This window comes from Salinivibrio sp. AR640 (assembly GCF_001995405.1).
Classification (GTDB): domain Bacteria; phylum Pseudomonadota; class Gammaproteobacteria; order Enterobacterales; family Vibrionaceae; genus Salinivibrio; species Salinivibrio costicola.
This window is the reverse complement of the sequence record NZ_MUFD01000009.1, coordinates 78,584-97,054: the sequence shown is the minus strand read 5'-3', so window position 1 is coordinate 97,054 and position 18,471 is coordinate 78,584. Positions and strand designations below refer to the sequence as shown.

18 protein-coding genes are annotated in these 18,471 nt (G+C 50.9%); 8 read left to right on the top strand and 10 right to left on the bottom strand.

The features are described from left to right. From BZG75_RS06895 to BZG75_RS06880, 4 genes are all read left to right on the top strand, one after another. A partial coding sequence (locus BZG75_RS06895; RefSeq protein WP_162274017.1) for a transposase occupies positions 1 to 190 on the top strand: 190 nt, incomplete at its 5' end. 381 nt (positions 191 to 571) lie between these two features. Then, complete coding sequence (locus BZG75_RS06890) at positions 572 to 2,251, top strand: aspartate:alanine antiporter (protein WP_021024413.1); 1,680 nt, start codon at positions 572 to 574, stop codon at positions 2,249 to 2,251. A gap of 101 nt (positions 2,252 to 2,352) precedes the next feature. After that, positions 2,353 to 3,027 carry a response regulator gene (locus BZG75_RS06885; protein WP_021024412.1) on the top strand — a complete coding sequence of 225 codons (675 nt, stop codon included), beginning with the start codon at positions 2,353 to 2,355 and terminating at the stop codon, positions 3,025 to 3,027. A gap of 3 nt (positions 3,028 to 3,030) precedes the next feature. Beyond that, positions 3,031 to 4,398, top strand: a complete 1,368-nt coding sequence (locus BZG75_RS06880) for an ATP-binding protein (protein ID WP_021024411.1) — start codon at positions 3,031 to 3,033, stop codon at positions 4,396 to 4,398. A 94-nt stretch (positions 4,399 to 4,492) separates the two neighbouring features. On the opposite strand, the gene pgsA is transcribed toward BZG75_RS06880, so the two are convergent. From pgsA to BZG75_RS06860, 4 genes are all read right to left on the bottom strand, one after another. Then, positions 4,493 to 5,053 (bottom strand): CDP-diacylglycerol--glycerol-3-phosphate 3-phosphatidyltransferase, encoded by a 561-nt coding sequence (gene pgsA / locus BZG75_RS06875; protein WP_077461317.1) that lies wholly within the window; start codon positions 5,051 to 5,053, stop codon positions 4,493 to 4,495. 49 nt (positions 5,054 to 5,102) lie between these two features. Next, a complete protein-coding gene (gene uvrC / locus BZG75_RS06870; RefSeq protein ID WP_077461316.1) occupies positions 5,103 to 6,935 on the bottom strand; it encodes an excinuclease ABC subunit UvrC in 1,833 nt (610 codons plus the stop codon). Positions 6,936 to 6,964: 29 nt separating this feature from the next. Further along, positions 6,965 to 7,609 (bottom strand): UvrY/SirA/GacA family response regulator transcription factor, encoded by a 645-nt coding sequence (gene uvrY, locus BZG75_RS06865; protein WP_077461315.1) that lies wholly within the window; start codon positions 7,607 to 7,609, stop codon positions 6,965 to 6,967. A 300-nt stretch (positions 7,610 to 7,909) separates the two neighbouring features. Beyond that, positions 7,910 to 9,358 (bottom strand): NAD-dependent succinate-semialdehyde dehydrogenase, encoded by a 1,449-nt coding sequence (locus BZG75_RS06860; protein WP_077576553.1) that lies wholly within the window; start codon positions 9,356 to 9,358, stop codon positions 7,910 to 7,912. Positions 9,359 to 9,582: 224 nt separating this feature from the next. Between BZG75_RS06860 and BZG75_RS06855 the strand changes: the two genes are divergently transcribed. Further along, entirely contained in the window at positions 9,583 to 10,719 is a 1,137-nt protein-coding gene (locus tag BZG75_RS06855) for a M14 family metallopeptidase (RefSeq protein WP_077576552.1), read from the top strand. Positions 10,720 to 10,867: 148 nt separating this feature from the next. Beyond that, positions 10,868 to 11,299 (top strand): thioredoxin TrxC, encoded by a 432-nt coding sequence (gene trxC / locus BZG75_RS06850; RefSeq protein ID WP_021024404.1) that lies wholly within the window; start codon positions 10,868 to 10,870, stop codon positions 11,297 to 11,299. 110 nt (positions 11,300 to 11,409) lie between these two features. Here trxC and BZG75_RS06845 read toward each other — a convergent pair whose 3' ends face one another. Further along, a complete protein-coding gene (locus BZG75_RS06845; protein ID WP_077461312.1) occupies positions 11,410 to 11,859 on the bottom strand; it encodes an Lrp/AsnC family transcriptional regulator in 450 nt (149 codons plus the stop codon). Positions 11,860 to 12,003: 144 nt separating this feature from the next. On the opposite strand from BZG75_RS06845, the gene BZG75_RS06840 reads away from it, so the two are divergent. Beyond that, positions 12,004 to 12,930 carry a DMT family transporter gene (locus BZG75_RS06840; RefSeq protein WP_077576551.1) on the top strand — a complete coding sequence of 309 codons (927 nt, stop codon included), beginning with the start codon at positions 12,004 to 12,006 and terminating at the stop codon, positions 12,928 to 12,930. A 66-nt stretch (positions 12,931 to 12,996) separates the two neighbouring features. On the opposite strand, the gene htpX is transcribed toward BZG75_RS06840, so the two are convergent. Further along, a complete protein-coding gene (htpX, locus tag BZG75_RS06835; protein ID WP_025673171.1) occupies positions 12,997 to 13,875 on the bottom strand; it encodes a protease HtpX in 879 nt (292 codons plus the stop codon). 511 nt (positions 13,876 to 14,386) lie between these two features. Here htpX and BZG75_RS15390 point away from each other — a divergent pair. Beyond that, positions 14,387 to 14,560 (top strand): hypothetical protein, encoded by a 174-nt coding sequence (locus BZG75_RS15390; protein WP_021024399.1) that lies wholly within the window; start codon positions 14,387 to 14,389, stop codon positions 14,558 to 14,560. 80 nt (positions 14,561 to 14,640) lie between these two features. On the opposite strand, the gene bioD is transcribed toward BZG75_RS15390, so the two are convergent. The 4 genes from bioD to bioB are packed head-to-tail and all read right to left on the bottom strand — an operon-like array spanning position 14,641 to position 18,393. Further along, on the bottom strand, positions 14,641 to 15,315 hold the full coding sequence (gene bioD / locus BZG75_RS06830; RefSeq protein ID WP_077576550.1) for a dethiobiotin synthase: 675 nt from the start codon (positions 15,313 to 15,315) through the stop codon (positions 14,641 to 14,643). Then, on the bottom strand, positions 15,308 to 16,108 hold the full coding sequence (bioC, locus tag BZG75_RS06825; protein WP_077576549.1) for a malonyl-ACP O-methyltransferase BioC: 801 nt from the start codon (positions 16,106 to 16,108) through the stop codon (positions 15,308 to 15,310). The genes bioD and bioC overlap by 8 nt, the downstream gene beginning before the upstream one ends. Next, a complete protein-coding gene (locus BZG75_RS06820; RefSeq protein WP_077576548.1) occupies positions 16,105 to 17,334 on the bottom strand; it encodes an 8-amino-7-oxononanoate synthase in 1,230 nt (409 codons plus the stop codon). The genes bioC and BZG75_RS06820 overlap by 4 nt, the downstream gene beginning before the upstream one ends. Positions 17,335 to 17,340: 6 nt before the next feature. Further along, positions 17,341 to 18,393, bottom strand: coding sequence for a biotin synthase BioB (bioB, locus tag BZG75_RS06815; RefSeq protein WP_077576547.1), 1,053 nt, complete (start codon positions 18,391 to 18,393; stop codon positions 17,341 to 17,343). Positions 18,394 to 18,471 lie beyond the last annotated feature (78 nt).

The following is an 18,471-nucleotide window of genomic DNA, read 5'->3' as shown; positions in this document are numbered from 1 at the left end:
GAAAAAGCACTTACCAGCAATCCTTAATGCAATGCGGCTGAAGGCATCGAATGGCCTGGCGGAAGCTATAAATGCCAAAATCCAATACATGAAGCTTAGAGCCAAAGGCTTTAGAAACAAACAACGGTTCAAGACAGCGATACTGTTCTATTTTGGGGGGCTTGATATGACTTTCCACCATGAACGGTGAAGAGCCTTCTCTATCCAGTATTTCTCCACGCTACCGCCCGCCGGTTTGCGGCATCCAACAGGCCTTAAAAATGTCGATTGTGGTAGTAGCCTATCAAATACCTTGTTAGCTTTTCATGTCCTAATGTCCAAAATGTTAGCGAGCGCTTATTCTGTGGGTCTGGTAAGGGGGCGTTGGCTTGAGTCTAGGGGCTTGTATAGGGGCGCCTTAAAAATCAGTCGATGGGGCTTTTTGTTGTTTACGTTGAAAAAATCAGCCAAGCGGTCTTTTTTTACCCAACTTTTCTGTGTATTTCACTAAATTTGTCCAACAAAATGTGATTAAGGTTGGTATAATTTTCACCACATTAACCCTCTGCACGCGCTGTCGGACATTTGTGCTGTGAATATAGACGTCAATAACCTCCTGCTTCAAAACGATATTTTACTCCTTTTTGTGGTGCTCGCGCTCGGCCTGGCCGTCGGAAAGATCAAAATTGGTAGTGTGCAACTCGGTGGATCCATCGGCGTGTTGTTCACCGCAATCATTTTTGGTAATGCCGGGTTTACCTTTTCGCCCGACGCACTCAGCATCGGCTTTATGTTGTTTATCTACTGTGTCGGTATCGAGGCAGGGCCGAACTTTTTTGGCGTGTTTTTCCGTGACGGAAAATCTTACCTATTGCTCGCGCTCACCGTGTTGTTAAGCGCCATTGGGTTGACGTTGTTTTTTCAAGATCAGTTAGGTCTGGATACCAGTATTGCCACTGGCATGATGGCAGGCGCACTCACCGCTACTCCGGTGCTCGTGGGCGCGAAAGATGCGCTTAACTCTGGCTTAACCGGCACCGATGGCGAGCAGCTGGGGATGATGATCGATAACCTCAGTGTCGGCTATGCCATGGCCTACCTTACCGGTTTGGTGAGTTTGATTGTGCTTGCCAAGTTAATGCCTAAGCTGCAACGCCATAACCTGGAGCACTCTGCTCAGCAAATTGCAATTGAGCGCGGGTTAGGCAGTGAGTCACAGCGTAAAGTGTATCTGCCTATTATTCGCGCCTATCGGGTTGGCCCAGAGCTGATTGATTGGATTGATGGCCGTAATCTGCGTGAGCTGGGTATTTATCGCCAAACGGGCTGTTATATCGAGCGGATTCGCCGTAACGGCATTTTGGCTAACCCCGATGGCGATGCCATTTTGCAGCAAGGGGACGAGATTGCCTTAGTAGGCTACCCAGACAGCCATGCGCGCCTCGACCCCAGTTTTAGAAACGGCAAAGAAGTGTTTGATCGTGACTTGCTTGATTTGCGCATCGTCGAAGAAGAAATCGTGGTGAAAAACGACAGTGTGGCGCAAAAGAAGCTGTCCGATCTTAGCTTGTCGGAATATGGCTGCTTTTTAAACCGCGTGGTACGCGCGCAAGTCGAGATGCCGATGGACCAAGGCATTATTCTGAATAAAGGCGATGTGTTGCAAATCAGTGGCGAGAAAAGCCGCGTAAAAGGGCTGGCGGATCGGATTGGTTTTATCTCGATTCATAGCCAGATGTCGGATTTGCTCGCGTTTTGTTGCTTCTTTATTCTGGGGCTTGGGTTGGGGATGATCACCCTCACCTTTGGCCAAGTGACCTTTGGGCTGGGTAATGCCGCCGGCTTGCTGCTGGCAGGGATTAGTCTTGGCTTTTTACGCGCCAACCACCCTACCTTCGGCTATGTGCCACAAGGGGCGCTGAATATGGTCAAAGATTTAGGCCTGATGACCTTTATGGCCGGGATTGGTTTAAGTGCCGGTAGCCGGCTATTTGACTACATCGCGGATATGGGCTTTTCGGTGATTTTGGCCAGCATTGTGATTAGCGTGATCCCCGTAATTATTGCTTATCTGGTGGGGGCCTATGTGCTTAAAATGAACCGCGCCTTATTGTTTGGTGCGATTATTGGCGCACGCACCTGTGCCCCGGCGATGGATATGATCAATGAGCACGCGCGCAGTACCATTCCAGCACTGGGCTACGCGGGCACCTATGCGATTGCCAACGTGATCCTGACACTCGCCGGCACCTTAATGATTATTTTGGTGTAAGCCGTCGAAGAGAACGACGTCACGTCAGGCACAATTCAGCCAACAAAACTTATAATCAATGCGTCCAACCATGGGCGCTTTTTTGTTTTAAAGAGGCTTTTATGCAGGTATTGATTATTGAAGATGATTCGATTTTAAGTCATCACCTAAACACCGAGCTCACTGAGCTTGGGCACCATGTTCGCTGTGCCAAGACGGCGAGCGAGGGGCTGTATTTTGCCGATCAATACCCTAACGATATTGCTGTTGTTGATTTGGGCCTACCCGATCAAGATGGGATTAGCTTGATTCGGGACATTCGCGCCAAAGGCTTGCGCCTGCCTATTTTGGTGTTGACCGCACGGGCGAACTGGCAAGACAAAGTCACGGGTCTAGATGCTGGCGCTGATGATTACTTGGTTAAGCCGTTTCAAAAGCCGGAGCTGGTTGCCCGCCTCAATGCCTTGGTGCGCCGAAGTGCTGGCTTTGTCAAACCCACGATTACCGCCGGTGACATTGAGCTCGATTTGTTAGCCAAAGCGGTGACGGTGAACGGCCAGCCACTTGAGTTAACCGCGTTTGAGTATGATTTGTTTGAGTATTTGATGCGTCATAGCCGTGAGGTGATTTCCAAGCAGCGCTTGCTCGATGTGCTGTATCACGATCAAGATGGCGATCCGAACACCATTGAGGTGATGATCAGTCGCCTGCGCAAAAAGCTGCTCCAAAGCGGCCATAGCAACCCGATCTCGACCGTGCGAGGTCAAGGGTATCTTTTTGAAATTCAAGCTGAGTGAATCATGAAACTAGGCCAATTTACCTTATGCCGTTGTCGACCAAGATTACGCACCCGAGTGCTTGCGACGTCTATCGGTATCATACTGGTTTTTTCTATCGCCCTAGCCGCTTTAATTAATAAGCTCTATCAACAAAGCTCGATGGCCGCTTATTCTCGCGATCTGGCCTCACAAGTTCCCATGGTCATGGCGCAACTGAGTAAAGATGGATTGATTCGCGCCGATGAGCTCACGGCGTGGATCCAATCGCTGGATCCCTCTAGCAGCGACTATATGTCCGTTCTTTGTACGCGAGATAAACATACGCTTTGGACCTCCCGCGATGTTCGCGCCTTTGATATCGACGATATTTGCGCGCTGTTGCCTGATCTGACCAAAAAACCGCAGTACCTTTCTATTGCGGGCTTTAACGTGGTTGCTCAACGGCTGTCTTCCGATAAGCAACCTGGCGACAGTGATAACCGGCTGTTTGTGCTGCGCAACGTGGATATGCAAAAACAACAGTTAGCTGATTTAGAGACAGAGACCTGGTTTTATATCAGTTTGCTGTTTCTTTCGGCCTCTGCCATGGTAATCGCCGCCTGCCATTGGAGTTTTTCTCCGCTACGCCGATTGGCACGAGAGCTGATTGCGATTACCGAATCACGGCAAAAAACCTTGGACGATGATTATCCTGATGAGCTGCAAGATGTTACCCAAGCGCTTAACCGGATGATCACCCAACGCGAGAAGCAAAAAACGCGCTATCGTCACGCGATGGATGATTTGGCTCACAGTTTAAAAACGCGCTTGTCGGCCACCAACGCCTTGTTAGACGACAATCGCTTATCGCGTGAAGCACTGAACAAACGGATCCTAGAGCAAGTCAGCCAAATGGATGACATGGTGCAGTATCAACTAAAACGTGCGTTGGTGGGGCAATGTGGGTTAAAACGCGAAGATAGCCCACTGTCTGCGCCTATCGATAGCTTGGCCGGGATGTTAGATAAAGCGTATCGCGATAAACCGGTTAAAGTGATCCGCGCATTTGATCAACACGCCTCTTTGCCGATACACCACAGTGATTTGATGGAGTTACTCGGTAACTTGTTAGAAAATGCCTATCGATTCTGCCTTGAGCAAGTGAAAGTGCGCGTAGAGGATCAAGGCGAGGTGTTTCAGCTTATCATTGAAGATGACGGCCCTGGGGTGCCGGAGTGCTATCGAGAGAGCATATTTCAACGCGGCGTGCGCGCCGATCAACTGAACCCGGGCACCGGAATTGGCTTGGCCGTGTGCGATGAAATTATCGCTAGTTACGATGGTAATATCCACGTCACGGACTCGGTATTACAAGGCGCGGCATTTGTGTTGACTATTCCTAAGCGCTAAACGACAAAACGCAGCCTTAACGGGGCTGCGTTTTTTGTTGCGCGCTATCGCGCGTTTTTGTCGCTGGTGCGTTGGCGATATGGGTCGTTAGGGCTTAGTCGCCATCAGGATCGGCCAGCAAATCGTCTTTGGCTGCCATCATATATTGATACATCGACCAGTACGTTAGGCCTGCTGCGACATACAAAGCAATATACCCTAACCACTCAATCCAAGGGGCGCCATGCCACAACAGCATGGTCAGTGCGAACATTTGCGAGCCGGTTTTAAATTTACCTACCCAAGACACCGCGACACTGGCACGTTTGCCGATTTCGGCCATCCATTCTCGCAATGCAGAAATAATCACTTCGCGCGCAATCATGGTGGCAGCGGGAATCGTGACCCAAATAGACGCATAGTGCTCGACAATCAACACCATGGCAATCGCCACCATCACTTTATCTGCAACGGGATCGAGAAATGCGCCAAATCGAGTCGATTGTTTTAAACGGCGTGCTAAATAGCCATCTAACCAATCCGTCGCCCCCGCAATGATAAAAATCAGTGCCGCCACAAACGGCGCCCACGCGTAGGGAAGATAATAAGCAACAACAAAGACCGGGATCAGCGCAATGCGCAAAAAGGTCAGAATGGTAGGTATATTTAGACGCATGCTCAGCTTTTTATTTTAGGAGTAACTAGGTTATGGTGCCCCATTGCCGCTAACCTTGCAATGAGGAATGAATTTTCTCTGCCAATGTTGCGCTGATGCCTGGCACTTTGGCGATTTCTTCGACACTGGCGTTTTTCAGCTCTTGGAGCCCGCCGAGGTATTTGAGTAGTGCTTGGCGGCGTTTCGGGCCAATCCCGTCGATTTGTGTGAGTACACTCTGTTTACGTGCTTTGCCTCGCGCGGCGCGGTGTCCGGCAATCGCATGGTCGTGGCTTTCGTCACGAATATGTTGAATCAGGTGCAAGGCTGGCGAGTCGGACGGCAGCGAAAATTCTTCGCCTGAGATTTTAATTAAGGTTTCTAGCCCAGGTCGACGGCTGGTGCCTTTTGCCACGCCTAATATCAGCGGGTTAATCGGCCAGTCGGCGATTAGGGGCTCAAGCACTTCCCAGGCGCGGTTAAGCTGCCCTTTGCCGCCGTCAATCACGATAATGTCGGGGATTTTTTCCGGCTCAACTTGCTTACTATACCGACGCGTCAGCACTTGCGCCATCGCCGCATAATCATCACCGCCGGTGATCCCTTCAATATTATAACGGCGGTACTCTTTTTTCAGGGGGCCATCTTGATTGAACACCACACAAGAGGCGACCGTTTTTTCTCCCATGGTGTGGCTAATATCAAAACACTCCATCCGTTTAACCGGCTCCAAGCCCAAGGTTTGTTGTAGCGCCTGATAACGGTGTTGGATGGTCATCCGATGATTGATTTTACTGGTCAAGGCGGTGCGCGCATTGGTGTTGGCCAACTTTAAGAATCGCGCTCTAGCGCCCCTTGGTCGACTTTGTAGCTGGACGTTGCGCCCGGCGATTTCACTCAGGGTCGTCGATAGCCAGCCAAGATCATCGCCAATATCGTCTGAAATCAGAATATGGCTTGGAATGGTGCGCCCTTCTGCTTGCGCCAAATAAAACTGGCTGACAAAGCTTGAAACCACTTCACCTGGCTCGGTCTCGGCAGGCATCTTAGGGAAATGGCTGCGGCTGCCCAGCACTTTGCCTTGGCGCAAAAAGAGCACATGGATACAGGCGACACCATTTTCGACCGCAAAGCCAATCACATCCAGATCATCGTCACTGTCTTGCGAGACAAATTGCTGCTCTTGCACGCGCCGCAACGCTTGAATTTGATCGCGGTACTCGGCGGCCTTTTCAAATTGCAGCTGTTGGCTGGCAGTTTCCATCTTGGCGACCAAGCTGTCGATCACTTCGCGATCTTTGCCTTGTAAAAACATGCGGGCAAAATTAACTTGCTCGGCATATTCTTCATCACTGATCAGCCCAGACACACACGGCCCGGCACAGCGGCCAATTTGATACATTAAACACGGACGGCTGCGGTTGGCATACACCGAGTCTTCACACTGGCGAACAGGAAAGATTTTCTGCAATAAGTGCAGGCTTTTACGCACCGCGTTGGCATCGGGAAACGGGCCAAAATATTCGCCCTTTTTCTTTTTCGCGCCACGATGGATCGCCAGCCGTGGGTGCTCATGGCCACTGAGGTAAATGTACGGGTAGGTTTTATCATCACGCAGCAAGACGTTGTATTTTGGACGATGCTGCTTGATCAGGTTGTGCTCAAGAATTAACGCTTCGGTTTCAGTGTGGGTGACGGTGACTTCCACATCAGCAATGTGACGGACGAGTGCTTTAGTTTTCTCACTCGACACCTGAAGCCGGAAGTAACTGGCTAATCGCTTGCTGAGATCTTTCGCTTTACCCACATAAATGATCTCACCGGTGGCGTTCATCATTCGATAAACGCCTGGCTGGTGAGGCACGGTTTTAAGAAAACTCTTGGCATCAAAGGTGTTTGGCACTGCGCGATCTCGTACTGCTTAACTTCGCTTTAAAGGCTTTCGGTATCTAACATGCCGTGACGAATAGCAAGGTGGGTTAGCTCCACATCACCATTGATATCTAGCTTGCTAAATAAGCGATAGCGATAACTGTTCACCGTCTTTGGACTGAGGTTTAACTGCTCTGAAATATCGGTCACTTTTTGCCCTTTGGTGATCATTAACATGATCTGCAGTTCGCGCTCTGACAGCTCTTTGAAAGGATTATCAGAAGAGGTAGAAAACTGACTCAGCGCCATTTGCTGGGCAATATCAGGTGAAATGTAGCGTTGGCCACTGTTCACCATGCGGATCGCATTCACGACTTCATCAGCCCCTGCGCCCTTGGTGAGATACCCTGCCGCACCGGCTTGCATCACCTTGGTTGGGAACGGATTTTCAGTGTGAATTGTGAGCACAATAATTTTGGCGTCTGGCGAGTAGCGAAGCAACTTACGTGTGGCCTCTAACCCGCCGATACCTGGCATATTCATGTCCATCAGGACAATATCGGCGTGATTTTGCCGGCACCATTTGAGTGCGGCTTCACCGCTGTCGGCTTCCCCTACCACTTTTATGCCACGAACGTCTTCTAAAAGACGCCGAATCCCTGTGCGAACCAGCTCGTGATCATCTACAAGAAAAACATTGATCAAACTTGTATCTCCACTTGGTTTGGTTCGCCAACATGCTGCGTGAACGCAACGGTTGGACTTGTCTTACGCATCTCTTAAGTTTTACCACGGATGAAAAGGCAACAACAGAGCAGATGTGCCGAATCACAAATATTCATACATTAAGCTGATAAAAAACAACCCAAGTGACGAGATCGTCGCCAATACGGCGACAATCTCACCAGTCTCGCGGCTATAACCCAGGTAGCGTGTTGATGATGTGTCAGTAATTTTCCACACCAGATTGACACGCTTTCCGTGTGTCGTTATGCCAGCACATGGTTACAGCGCCAAACATAGGTACTTCATTTCGAGGTATTCATCCAAGCCCCATTGCGATCCTTCGCGTCCTAACCCAGATTGTTTGACCCCTCCGAACGGTGCTACCGCCGTTGAGATCAAACCGGTATTAATCCCCACCATGCCATATTCCAGCGCCTCGGCAACGCGGTGTACACGGCTGATGTCACGGGCATAAAAATACGAGGCTAAGCCAAATTCGGTATCATTGGCCATAGCGATGGCTTCCGCTTCATCGTCGAAAGCGAACAGCGGTGCGACAGGACCAAAGGTCTCTTCTTTCGCAATCCGCATCGCCGAGGTCGCGTGTTTAATCACCGCCGGTTGGGTGAAGTTGTCGCCTAAATCGGGGCAGTCACCCCCCAATAAAATCTCGCCACCGTGTTGCTGGGCATCGTCCAAGTGTGCTTTCACTTTGTCGATGGCGCCACGATTAATCAACGGACCAATGTCAACGTTGCTGTCAGTACCCTGCCCAACGCGTAATTGGCTCACTGCCTGGGTGAATTTTTCAGCAAATGCGTCATAAATACGCGATTGCACGTAAATACGATTCACGCACACGCATGTTTGTCCCGCGTTACGGAATTTAGCGGCAATCGCCCCTTCTACGGCGGCATCAATATCGGCGTCATCAAAGACGATGAATGGGGCGTTACCGCCAAGCTCCAACGACAGCTTTTTAATGCTTGGCGCACATTTTTCCATTAGCTGCGCGCCAATGTCGGTCGAGCCGGTAAAGGAGAGTTTACGCACACGTACATCGGCACATAAGGTATCTGCAATCGGACCCGCCGTCCCGGTGATAATGCTTAGCACGCCAGCAGGTACGCCGGCACGCTGCGCTAATTCACCCAACGCCAACGCTGATAAAGGGGTGTCGCTGGCCGGTTTGACCACCATGGTACAACCGGCAGCAAGCGCGGCCGCTGCTTTACGGGTGATCATGGCGGCGGGGAAATTCCAAGGCGTGATGGCTGCTGTCACACCTATGGGCTGCTTGATCACGGAGATGCGTTTATCGGCCTGCTCGGCAGGAATAGTTGCGCCATTCACACGTTTGGCTTCTTCAGCAAACCATTGCAAAAACGACGCGGCGTATTGGATCTCACCGGCAGATTCTTTCAGCGGTTTGCCCTGCTCGGCGGTCATGATCGCGGCTAAGTCCTCGGTATGCTCGAGCATGAGCTCATACCAGCGATAGAGGATCTCAGCTCGAGCTTTGGCGGTAAGTGCTCGCCACTCGGGCAAGGCGGCGTCGGCAGCATCAATCGCGCGACGTGTTTCCTCCGCCCCCATATTGGGCACCGTTGCCAAGCACTCACCGTTAGCAGGGTTCGTGACTGAACGTGTGGTTTGATGATTGGCATCAACCCATTGGCCATTGATTAAGGCTTGAGATTTGAGTAGTGCCTGATCGTGAAGCTGCATAATGGCTCCTTTTTTGTGTCAAAAGGCTGGAGAGTTCGCTTGAATCTTGATAGCACCTTGCCAGCTCACCTTTGGCACGGCAAGATAATCACTGAGATTAATCAGCATAAGCCTGTAAACGCCCAATGTCTGCTCAAATAGGCAACAGACGAAGCGAAAATAATAATAAGGCTTATCCTTCCGGCGCAAACACAGCTGGCCCTTCAACAGAAAAAGGATGCTCTATGCGTATTTTTAGTCAGTTCGATAGCGGGAATATTCGCGTTCTGAATGATAGCGACATCAATAATATCCAGCTTGCCATTCATCATGACAATCAATCTGAATTTTATCAGTGGTTCCATTTTCGCTTAGAAGCGGACGTGGATCAGGCTCATACACTCCACATTCAACAGCTCGCTGGGTCGGCCTATCCTGAAGGCTGGAAAGATTACCAAGCCGTTGCCTCATATGACCGCGATACCTGGTTCCGCGTGCCAACCGAGTTTGATGGCGACACTTTGACGATTAAGGTCACGCCGCAACATGGTTCGATGTACTTTGCCTACTTCGCGCCTTATAGCTATGAACGCCATTTGGATCTCATTCACCAGGCGCAGACCTATCCACAGTGCCAGCTCGAAACGCTAGGACAAACCTTAGATGGTCGTGATATTAGTTTGTTGAAAATCCGCGCGGATTTAAGCGAGTCTGCCCAACCGAAAACGCCCATTTGGCTGATTGCGCGCCAGCATCCCGGCGAAAGCATGGCGGAGTGGTTTATGGAAGGTTTACTCGACCGATTGCTTGACGACACCGATACAACTGCACAGGCATTACTAGAAAAAGCTGATTTTTATGTGGTGCCGAATATGAATCCCGACGGCAGTGTGCGTGGCCACCTACGCACTAATGCGGTGGGCGCAAACTTGAACCGCGAGTGGCAGTCGCCCACCCTTGAACGCAGCCCCGAGGTGTATCATGTTCGTGCTCGTATGGAGCAAACTGGGGTAAAAATGTGTTTGGATATCCACGGTGACGAGGCGATTCCTTATAACTTTGTCGCCGGCTGTGAGGGCATCCCCTCTTATGATGCGCGCATGGCAGACTTGGAAGACAGATTTAAGCGTACGCTGCTTACCGTGACACCGGAGTTTCAAGACGAGCACGGCTATGAAAAAGATGCACCAGGCAAAGCGAACTTAACCGTTGGCTCAAATTGGATTGGTGAGCGCTTTAAGTGTTTGTCGTACACGGTCGAAATGCCGTTTAAAGATCATAACAATCATCCCGATCCTGACTTTGGCTGGTCACCCGCGCGCAGCCAAGCATTTGGCCGAGACATGCTCAGCGCAATCCTTGGCGTGGTTGATGGCCTTTAACAAGGCTAGCTAGCAAGCGGTAAGGCAAAAGAAAACGAGCCGGTGACACTGTCATCGGCTTTTTCTATTTAAGTGATTGATTATTTCAACTTGGGCTATCACACAAAGGCGCTTACATTAGGGGTAAATCATTCAATGAGGACGCACAATGACAACTCTTACCTCGCGCTGCCCCCACTGCCAAGCAACCAACCGTATTCCTGAAGCGCGCATTAATGACGCACCTAACTGTGGTAAGTGTCAATCGGCACTGCTCGATGGCAAGCCTATCGAAGGCACTACAGATAACTTTGCCGCTTTATTAAATAGCGACAAGCCGGTTGTCGTCGATTTCTGGGCTACCTGGTGCGGCCCCTGTCAAAGCTTTGCACCCGCTTTTGAAGCAGTGGCAGAGCAGGAATCAGGTCGTGCCCGTTTTGTGAAAATTGATACCGAGGCCCAACAAGCCCTCGCGGCGCAATATCGCATTCGTAGCATTCCGACCCTGATGGTGTTTAAAAACGGCGAACGGGTTGATGTCTTAAATGGTGCTTTGCCACAAAATGCGTTCAGCGACTGGGTCAACCAGCACCTTAGCTAATCACGCACTATCGGTTTATCGCCGTTTTTCCATCGTGTGATTCTGGCGCAGCGCTAGACTTTAAGCGCTGCGCTAAACTTTAAGCACCGCGCTATGCCTTGAGCGCTGCGCTATACCTTGAGTGCTGCGCCTTGTTTTACCGCGCGGATCGCCACATTGGTATTGATGTCTTTCACCATGGCGAGCGTTTGCAGCTGACGCATAAAGGCTTCGTAGTGCGGCAGATCGCGACTGACTACTTCCAGTAAATAATCATACGTGCCCGATATCACATGGCCGTTAATCACTTCATCCATTTCCACTAGCGCATGCTCAAAGGTAACAATTGCCTCTTCTCGGTGGTTACTCAGGCTGACATTGACAAAAAATGTCATGTTTAGCCCAATCCGCTGGCGGTTGAGTGTGACCTGGTATGAGGCAATGATCCCATCAGCCTCAAGCTTTTTAATCCGTCTTGCGCACGGCGAAAACGAGAGCCCAACCGCATCGGCTATCTCGGCAACAGTACGGCGCGCATCATCCTGCAATAACGCAAGAATCGCTTTGTCTTTATTGTCCAAACCGCCTCCTTGATGGTTTTTATTAATTTATAGCCATAAAAAGATGATAATCGCTAATCCTGGCTCAAATCATCCTTTATTTTGCCACCAATCTCTTCTTTGACGCTGTCACACTTAAATAACGAATCGACAAGGAAGTGATTAATGATGCCTGCACCTTCACAACGTTTATTGGGCATGCTTGCCATGGGCTTGACCGTGACCATCTGGGCAAGCTTATTTATTTCATTACGTCAGGCCAGCCAATCGGTATTGACCAGTGGCGATATTGCCTTATTGCGCTTCTTACCCGCCGCGTTGTTATTTGGTTGGTTGAGTCGTCATCGAGTACGCCATATTGTCACTACCCCCAAACGTTATCTGTTTGCGATTGCATTTGGCGCAGGATTACCGTTTTATCTGCTGGCTGCCACGGGGATGCAGTTTGCGCCTGTGGCTGACGGAGCCTCATTAATACCTGGGATCTTACCGCTGTTTGTTTCCACCATTGCTTGGACTGTTTATGGCGAATCGCTCTCCATGGGACGACGATTAGGCATTAGTCTGATTGTGCTCGGTATTGGCGCATTTTTATGGCACTCCTTGTTCTTTTCACCTTGGCCTGTCACCCAAGGCCATCTGATTTTGCTCGCAGCCAGTATCAGTTGGGCCTGGTTTACCATTGGCGTACGCGTGACAGGATTAAGTGCTGCGGAAGCCGGTGCGGTATTAGCGATATCGGCTGTATTACTGCTGCCGGTGGGCGCATTGAGTGGGCTTATTTCGTTTAACCTACTCCAAGCGCCATTCGATGAACTTGGTTATCACATTCTTGCTCAAGGCTTGGGCGTGGGGATTATTGCCAACTACAGCTACGCCTTTGCCATTCGCCGGTTAGGAGCTGAAATGAGTGCCGCGATGGGGGCATTTACGCCTGTGGTGGCCGCGTTAATGGCCATACCGGTTTTCGGTGAAACGGTTAGCATACTCACGCTGGCGGCGATGGCGTTGATCGTGCTTGGCGCTGTGTTAGCCAGTGATGTGATCAAATGGCGTCGTGCACAAACAAAAAGCGACCCGCAGGCCGCTTAAACATGTTATCTATCATTCGCCAGCATGATTTGATGCTGGCTTTGGTCGAGCATGAAAAAGCGCCCGTTATAAGTGATCACCACGACGCAAGGCATCAATGCGTTTTTCTAGCGGCGGGTGCGTCATAAACAACTCGCTCAGTGTTTTCTTGCCGTTGATACCGAACGCCATCATCGATCCTTCTAGCTTTGGCTCTTGGCTCACTTTTAAGCGCTCAAGTGCTGCAATCATTTTCTGTTTGCCCACCAGCTGCGCAGATCCGGCATCGGCACGGAATTCACGATGACGGCTAAACCACATGGTGAGGATGCTGGCCAGAATACCAAAGACGATTTCCAACACGGAAGAGATCAGAAAATACATCATCCAGTTGCCGCCGCCTTCGCCTTCTTCGTCACTATTCATGCCACTGACTGCCCCTGCGATCACACGTGAAATAAAGATCACGAAGGTGTTCACGACGCCTTGCATTAAGGTCATGGTGATCATGTCACCATTAGCGATGTGACTGATTTCATGCGCCAGTACCGCTTCGGCTTCATCGCGGGTCATGTTTTGCATTAACCCGGTCGAGACCGCCACGACAGAATCGTTACGCTTAGCACCGGTGGCAAAGGCGTTGATATCGGGTGAGTTATAAATCGCGACCGTTGGCATGCCAATTCCGGCTCGTTGTGCTTGTTGGCTCACGGTGTTCATTAGCCAATGCTCGGTTTCGTTACGTGGATGCTCAATCACTTGCGCGCCGACAGAACGAAGCGCCATCGATTTAGACATCAGTAGCGAAATGATCGAACCACCAAAACCGAAGACAGCCGCCAGCACTAGCAGTCCGGACAAGCTCCCCGGCTGCATGCCAGTCACGGCATAAATAATATTTAGCACAATGCTAAATACAATCAGTACCGCAAAGTTGGTAGCAAGAAATAATCCTATGCGTTTCATTATGTCTCTCCGTCGCTTAAACCCAGTGTTCAGCGCTTGCTTGTTGTATTGGTAGAAGTTGTATTGGTGGACGTTGTATTAGTAAAAATTGTATTGGTGAAAGCTGTATTGATGAAAATAGTATGGGCATTCAAGATAAAAACAATCCTTTGATGCATTTTGTTACCAATAAAGTGATGCCGTCATCAAGCTCCGACCAGTTAGTGTGGCACGTTATTCCCATCTAATCTAAACAAAATGTGACCTCTCGCCAAGCTATGTATTTGTCTTATTTTTCATTGGTTTAAAAATAAACAATACAGAAAAAGCCAATAAAAAAGACAAAAAGCCACGACTATAGACTTTGGTCGAGTTGTCTTCGCGCTCGAGTCAGGCTAATTTATACCCAGCTGTTTAAAACTACGACACTCACGAGGCTGTTTCGCAACGCGCAGACACCCTCATCAGACAGTATAAATCACAAACTGTTGCATACGTCATCCTTGCAACGCGTTATCAATGGAGTGAGACCATGGCAGAGCAAGAAAATTACCGCGTCGCGATCGACATCTTAACCTGTCATCTCGGCATGAGCTTCGATGAAGCCTGTTCAGAGCTTGGATTAGCGTCAGATGACGCGTCGGCGGCACGTCAAATGGCAGAGATACAGCAAAGCTTAATGGGCGTGCGAGGCGACCAAAAGTAACTGTCTATCTGCATCAGCGACTGAATAGACAAAGCCAGCATAGTGCTGGCTTTTTTGATCGCTACATTTCCATAAATTGTTTACAACCGCGAAACATCTAAGTGACTCGCGCATTGTGTTGGTGAGGCATCGGCAGCAAAAGGCAAGTGCCCGAGACAAGGCGCATCTAAATGGGCGTCTAAATAGCGCACCATCTCGTCACTGTGCTGGGCCTTAGGATCCACGGCGTTTGCCACCCATCCGGCTAATTCAAGCCCGCGGGCACGAATGGCCTCTGCAGTGAGCAAAGCATGGTTTAAACAGCCAAGTTTAATCCCCACCACCATGATCACTGGCAGCTGATGGGTAACTACCCAATCGGCCAGCGTTTCCGTCTCACTCAGTGGCACTTGCCAGCCGCCGGCACCTTCTACCAATACCGGGCGAGCCTGCTGTTTTAAATGTACGAGCCCATCGCTTAGCATCTGGGTATCAATGGGCGTATTGGCTAACGCGGCCGCCCAATGCGGCGAACATGGCGTTTCTAACAACACTGGGTTGATCGCGGCATACGGCAATGCGATCGCACTGGCGCGCTGCAAAGTGACAGCGTCACTATTTAGTTGGTGATCAGGCGCTAAATCAGCACCAGCGGCGACAGGCTTGTAGCCCACCGCTTGATAGCCTCGCGCGATAAAAGCGTGCAACAGCGCCGCCGTGGTATAGGTTTTCCCCACTTCGGTGTCGGTGCCGGTAATAAAGTAACTGTCATGCATGATGGTGAATCACTATATAGCCAATTTGATAGGTCGCCGGTAAGGTGTCGACGGCGAGTGCAAAACGCTGATACGCCTTTTCTACCGCGCTAAACTGCGCTCTTGTCGCCAGCCCTTGTTGCCCCGCCCCTTGAGGGCGATAGGTGGCGCCGATGCCTTTTAAGCTTTTCATTACCGCATGGGCATTGGCAAAGGTCAGCTGTTCGCTTTCGTGCAACACGGTTGCGTGCATCAGCCCGACGCGTTGGGTCGCCTGCTGTAACTCTGAGAAGGAGATAAAGCGGTTCACTCGTGACGTGCCGCATGCTTGTTGCCACGCGCTATCGAGTTCACACAAGGATCCGGTGAGCAGTGTCGAAACAAGAATTTTCCCGCCGGGTTTGACGACCCGACTCAGCTCCGCCAATGGCACGTGTAAATCATCACACCATTGCAGCGCTAACGAGCTAAATGCTAGATCGACACTATTATCAGCCAGCGGCAAATGCTCCGCATCTGCTTGTACGGCTAGCATGGCATCGTCATAGCGCGCTTTTGCCGTCGCAAGCATGGGGGCGCTGAGATCCAGTCCAATCACTGTCTTGGCATGAGTCATCCACTGCTGAGTGAAATAACCGGTGCCACAGCCGACATCTAAGACGGTACCGAGACGGACAGCCTTTTGCTTTTGCTCTGACTCAGCCAATGCCATCAACCGATGACCGACACGGCGCTGCAGCGTCGCGCTGTCGTCATAATGGGGCGCGGCTCGGCCAAACGCTTGAGCAATCGCTTGTTTATCGGCGACGGTCATGCTGTCACCCCACACGCTTTGTCGCTCGCTAATACCGGCTTAAGCGCCTCAATCAATGCGGTGATATCTGTTTTTTGATGCTGCGCAGACAGGCTGATCCGCAAGCGTGCGGTGTTAGCAGGCACAGTCGGTGGCCGAATCGCTCCTACTCGGATATGGGCTTTCATCAAAGCGTGATTCACCTGCTGTAACGCCGCCAAATCGCCGATAATCAGCGGCTTGATCGGGCTAGGCGTCGCGAGCAACTGCGGGAAGGGCTGCTTATCTAAAGAATGAGTACTGAAGGAATGCGGTTCGAAAGCAGAGTCGGTTTCTAACCAGTCCTGGAGGCCTTGCGCTAGCTGTTCAGCATGGGCGCTGAGTATTTCTCGCCGCCAGCGCTCTGTTCGTGCCAGCCTCATCGCATCCTCAATGAGTGCCGCTTGCGCAGGTAGCATAGCCGTCGAGTACACATAATGGCGAGCGAACTGGCGTAAATAGTCAATGATGGTGGGAGAAGCCAGCACTGCCGCCCCCGCCACGCCCAGGGCTTTTCCAAACGTCACGATTAAAATATCCGGCCGCGCGCCACGACTGATACTGCCCTCGCCTTCTTGCCCTAACACGCCAATCCCATGCGCATCATCCAGCGCCCAGAGCGCGCCCGATTGATTGGCAATCGCGGCAAGACTCTCGGTTGGCGACACATCACCATCCATGCTAAATACCCCTTCCGAGACAATCAGCGATGCGGAAGGCTGGATTTGCTTTGCGAGCAGTTGGCGAAGATGTGCCATGTCGTTATGACGAAAACGGCGCTGTGTGGCAGGGCTCAATAAACCCGCCTCAATCAAGGAGGCATGGTTGAGCTTGTCTTGAAACAAGGCATCGTCTTTGCCTAACAGCGTAAAGAGCAACGCCTGATTGGCGGCAAAACCACTGTTAAACAGTATCGCTTGCGGGTAACCCAGCCAATCACACAGCTGATCACAAAGGGATTGATGCGCTGCGGTAAAACCAGACACCACCGGCGAAGCCGTCGCGCCCACGCCCCAGCGTTCAAGGTGCTGCTGCGCCTTTTTGACCAATCGCGGATCTTGCGCGAGGCCTAAATAATCGTTACCGGAAAAGTTGCGCCATGACTCGGCGACGGCATTGTCACCACTTTGCCGCCACAGGCCTTGTTGCTGGCGTGCGGCCAGTTCGCCTTGGTAACGACGGGTCAGCGCTGATGTTGCTTCAGTCATAGAGATTTAGATACTGGCATCGTAGAACAAATCGCCCTCTTGCGGGCGCGATGCCACTCGCTCGGCCACTTGCTCAAGTAAGTCGTGCTCAGTGACTTGATCGGGCTTTTGGCTGACCGCTTCGCGATTAATACCCAGCTTTTTAAATAGCTGCATATCCGCGTCTTCGTCAGGGTTTGGGGTGGTCAACAGCTTGCAGCCATAGAATATCGAGTTGGCGCCAGCCATAAAGCACAAGGTTTGCATTTGCTCGTTCATGTCTTCGCGTCCGGCAGACAGCCGTACCGCCGATTTGGGCATCATGATCCGCGCCACCGCGATAATGCGGACAAAATCGAACGGGTCGACGTCATCGACGTTCTCAAGCGGTGTGCCTTTTACTTTGACCAGCATGTTGATTGGCACGCTTTCTGGATGAGCAGGCATATTGGCCAACTCCATCAGCAAGCCGGCGCGATCGCGGGTACTTTCGCCCAGTCCGATAATCCCGCCTGAGCAGACTTTCATCCCCGCCTCTCGCACGTTGGATAAGGTATCAAGGCGCTCTTGATAGGTCCGCGTGGTAATGACGTTGCCGTAAAACTCAGGCGACGTATCTAAATTATGGTTGTAGTAATCTAAGCCCGCTTCAGAGAGGGTTTGGGCCTGCTCGCTATCCAACATGCCCAATGTCATGCAGGTTTCTAATCCTAGGCTTTTCACTCCTTGGATCATATCGAGCAGGTATGGCATATCGCGTTGCTTGGGGTTTTTCCAGGCAGCGCCCATACAAAAACGCGTCGCACCCGAGGCTTTGGCTTTGTGTGCCGCTTCTAGCACCTGTTCGACTTCCATCAGGCGTTCTTTTTCAACATCGGTGCGATACCGCGCACTTTGCGGACAATATTTGCAATCTTCTGGACACGCGCCAGTTTTGATCGATAACAGCGTGCTGACTTGCACTTGATTGGCAGGATGATATTCACGATGCACTTGCTGCGCGTCAAACAGCAAATCCATAAAGGGTTTATCGAACAATGCTTGCACGTCCTGTGCGGTCCAGTTGTGTCTTATTTCCACGCGGTTTTCCCCGTTGTTGTCGTTTTAATGCTTGGCTAGTCTACCCACAGACGTTAACCTGTCAACACAACGAGATCA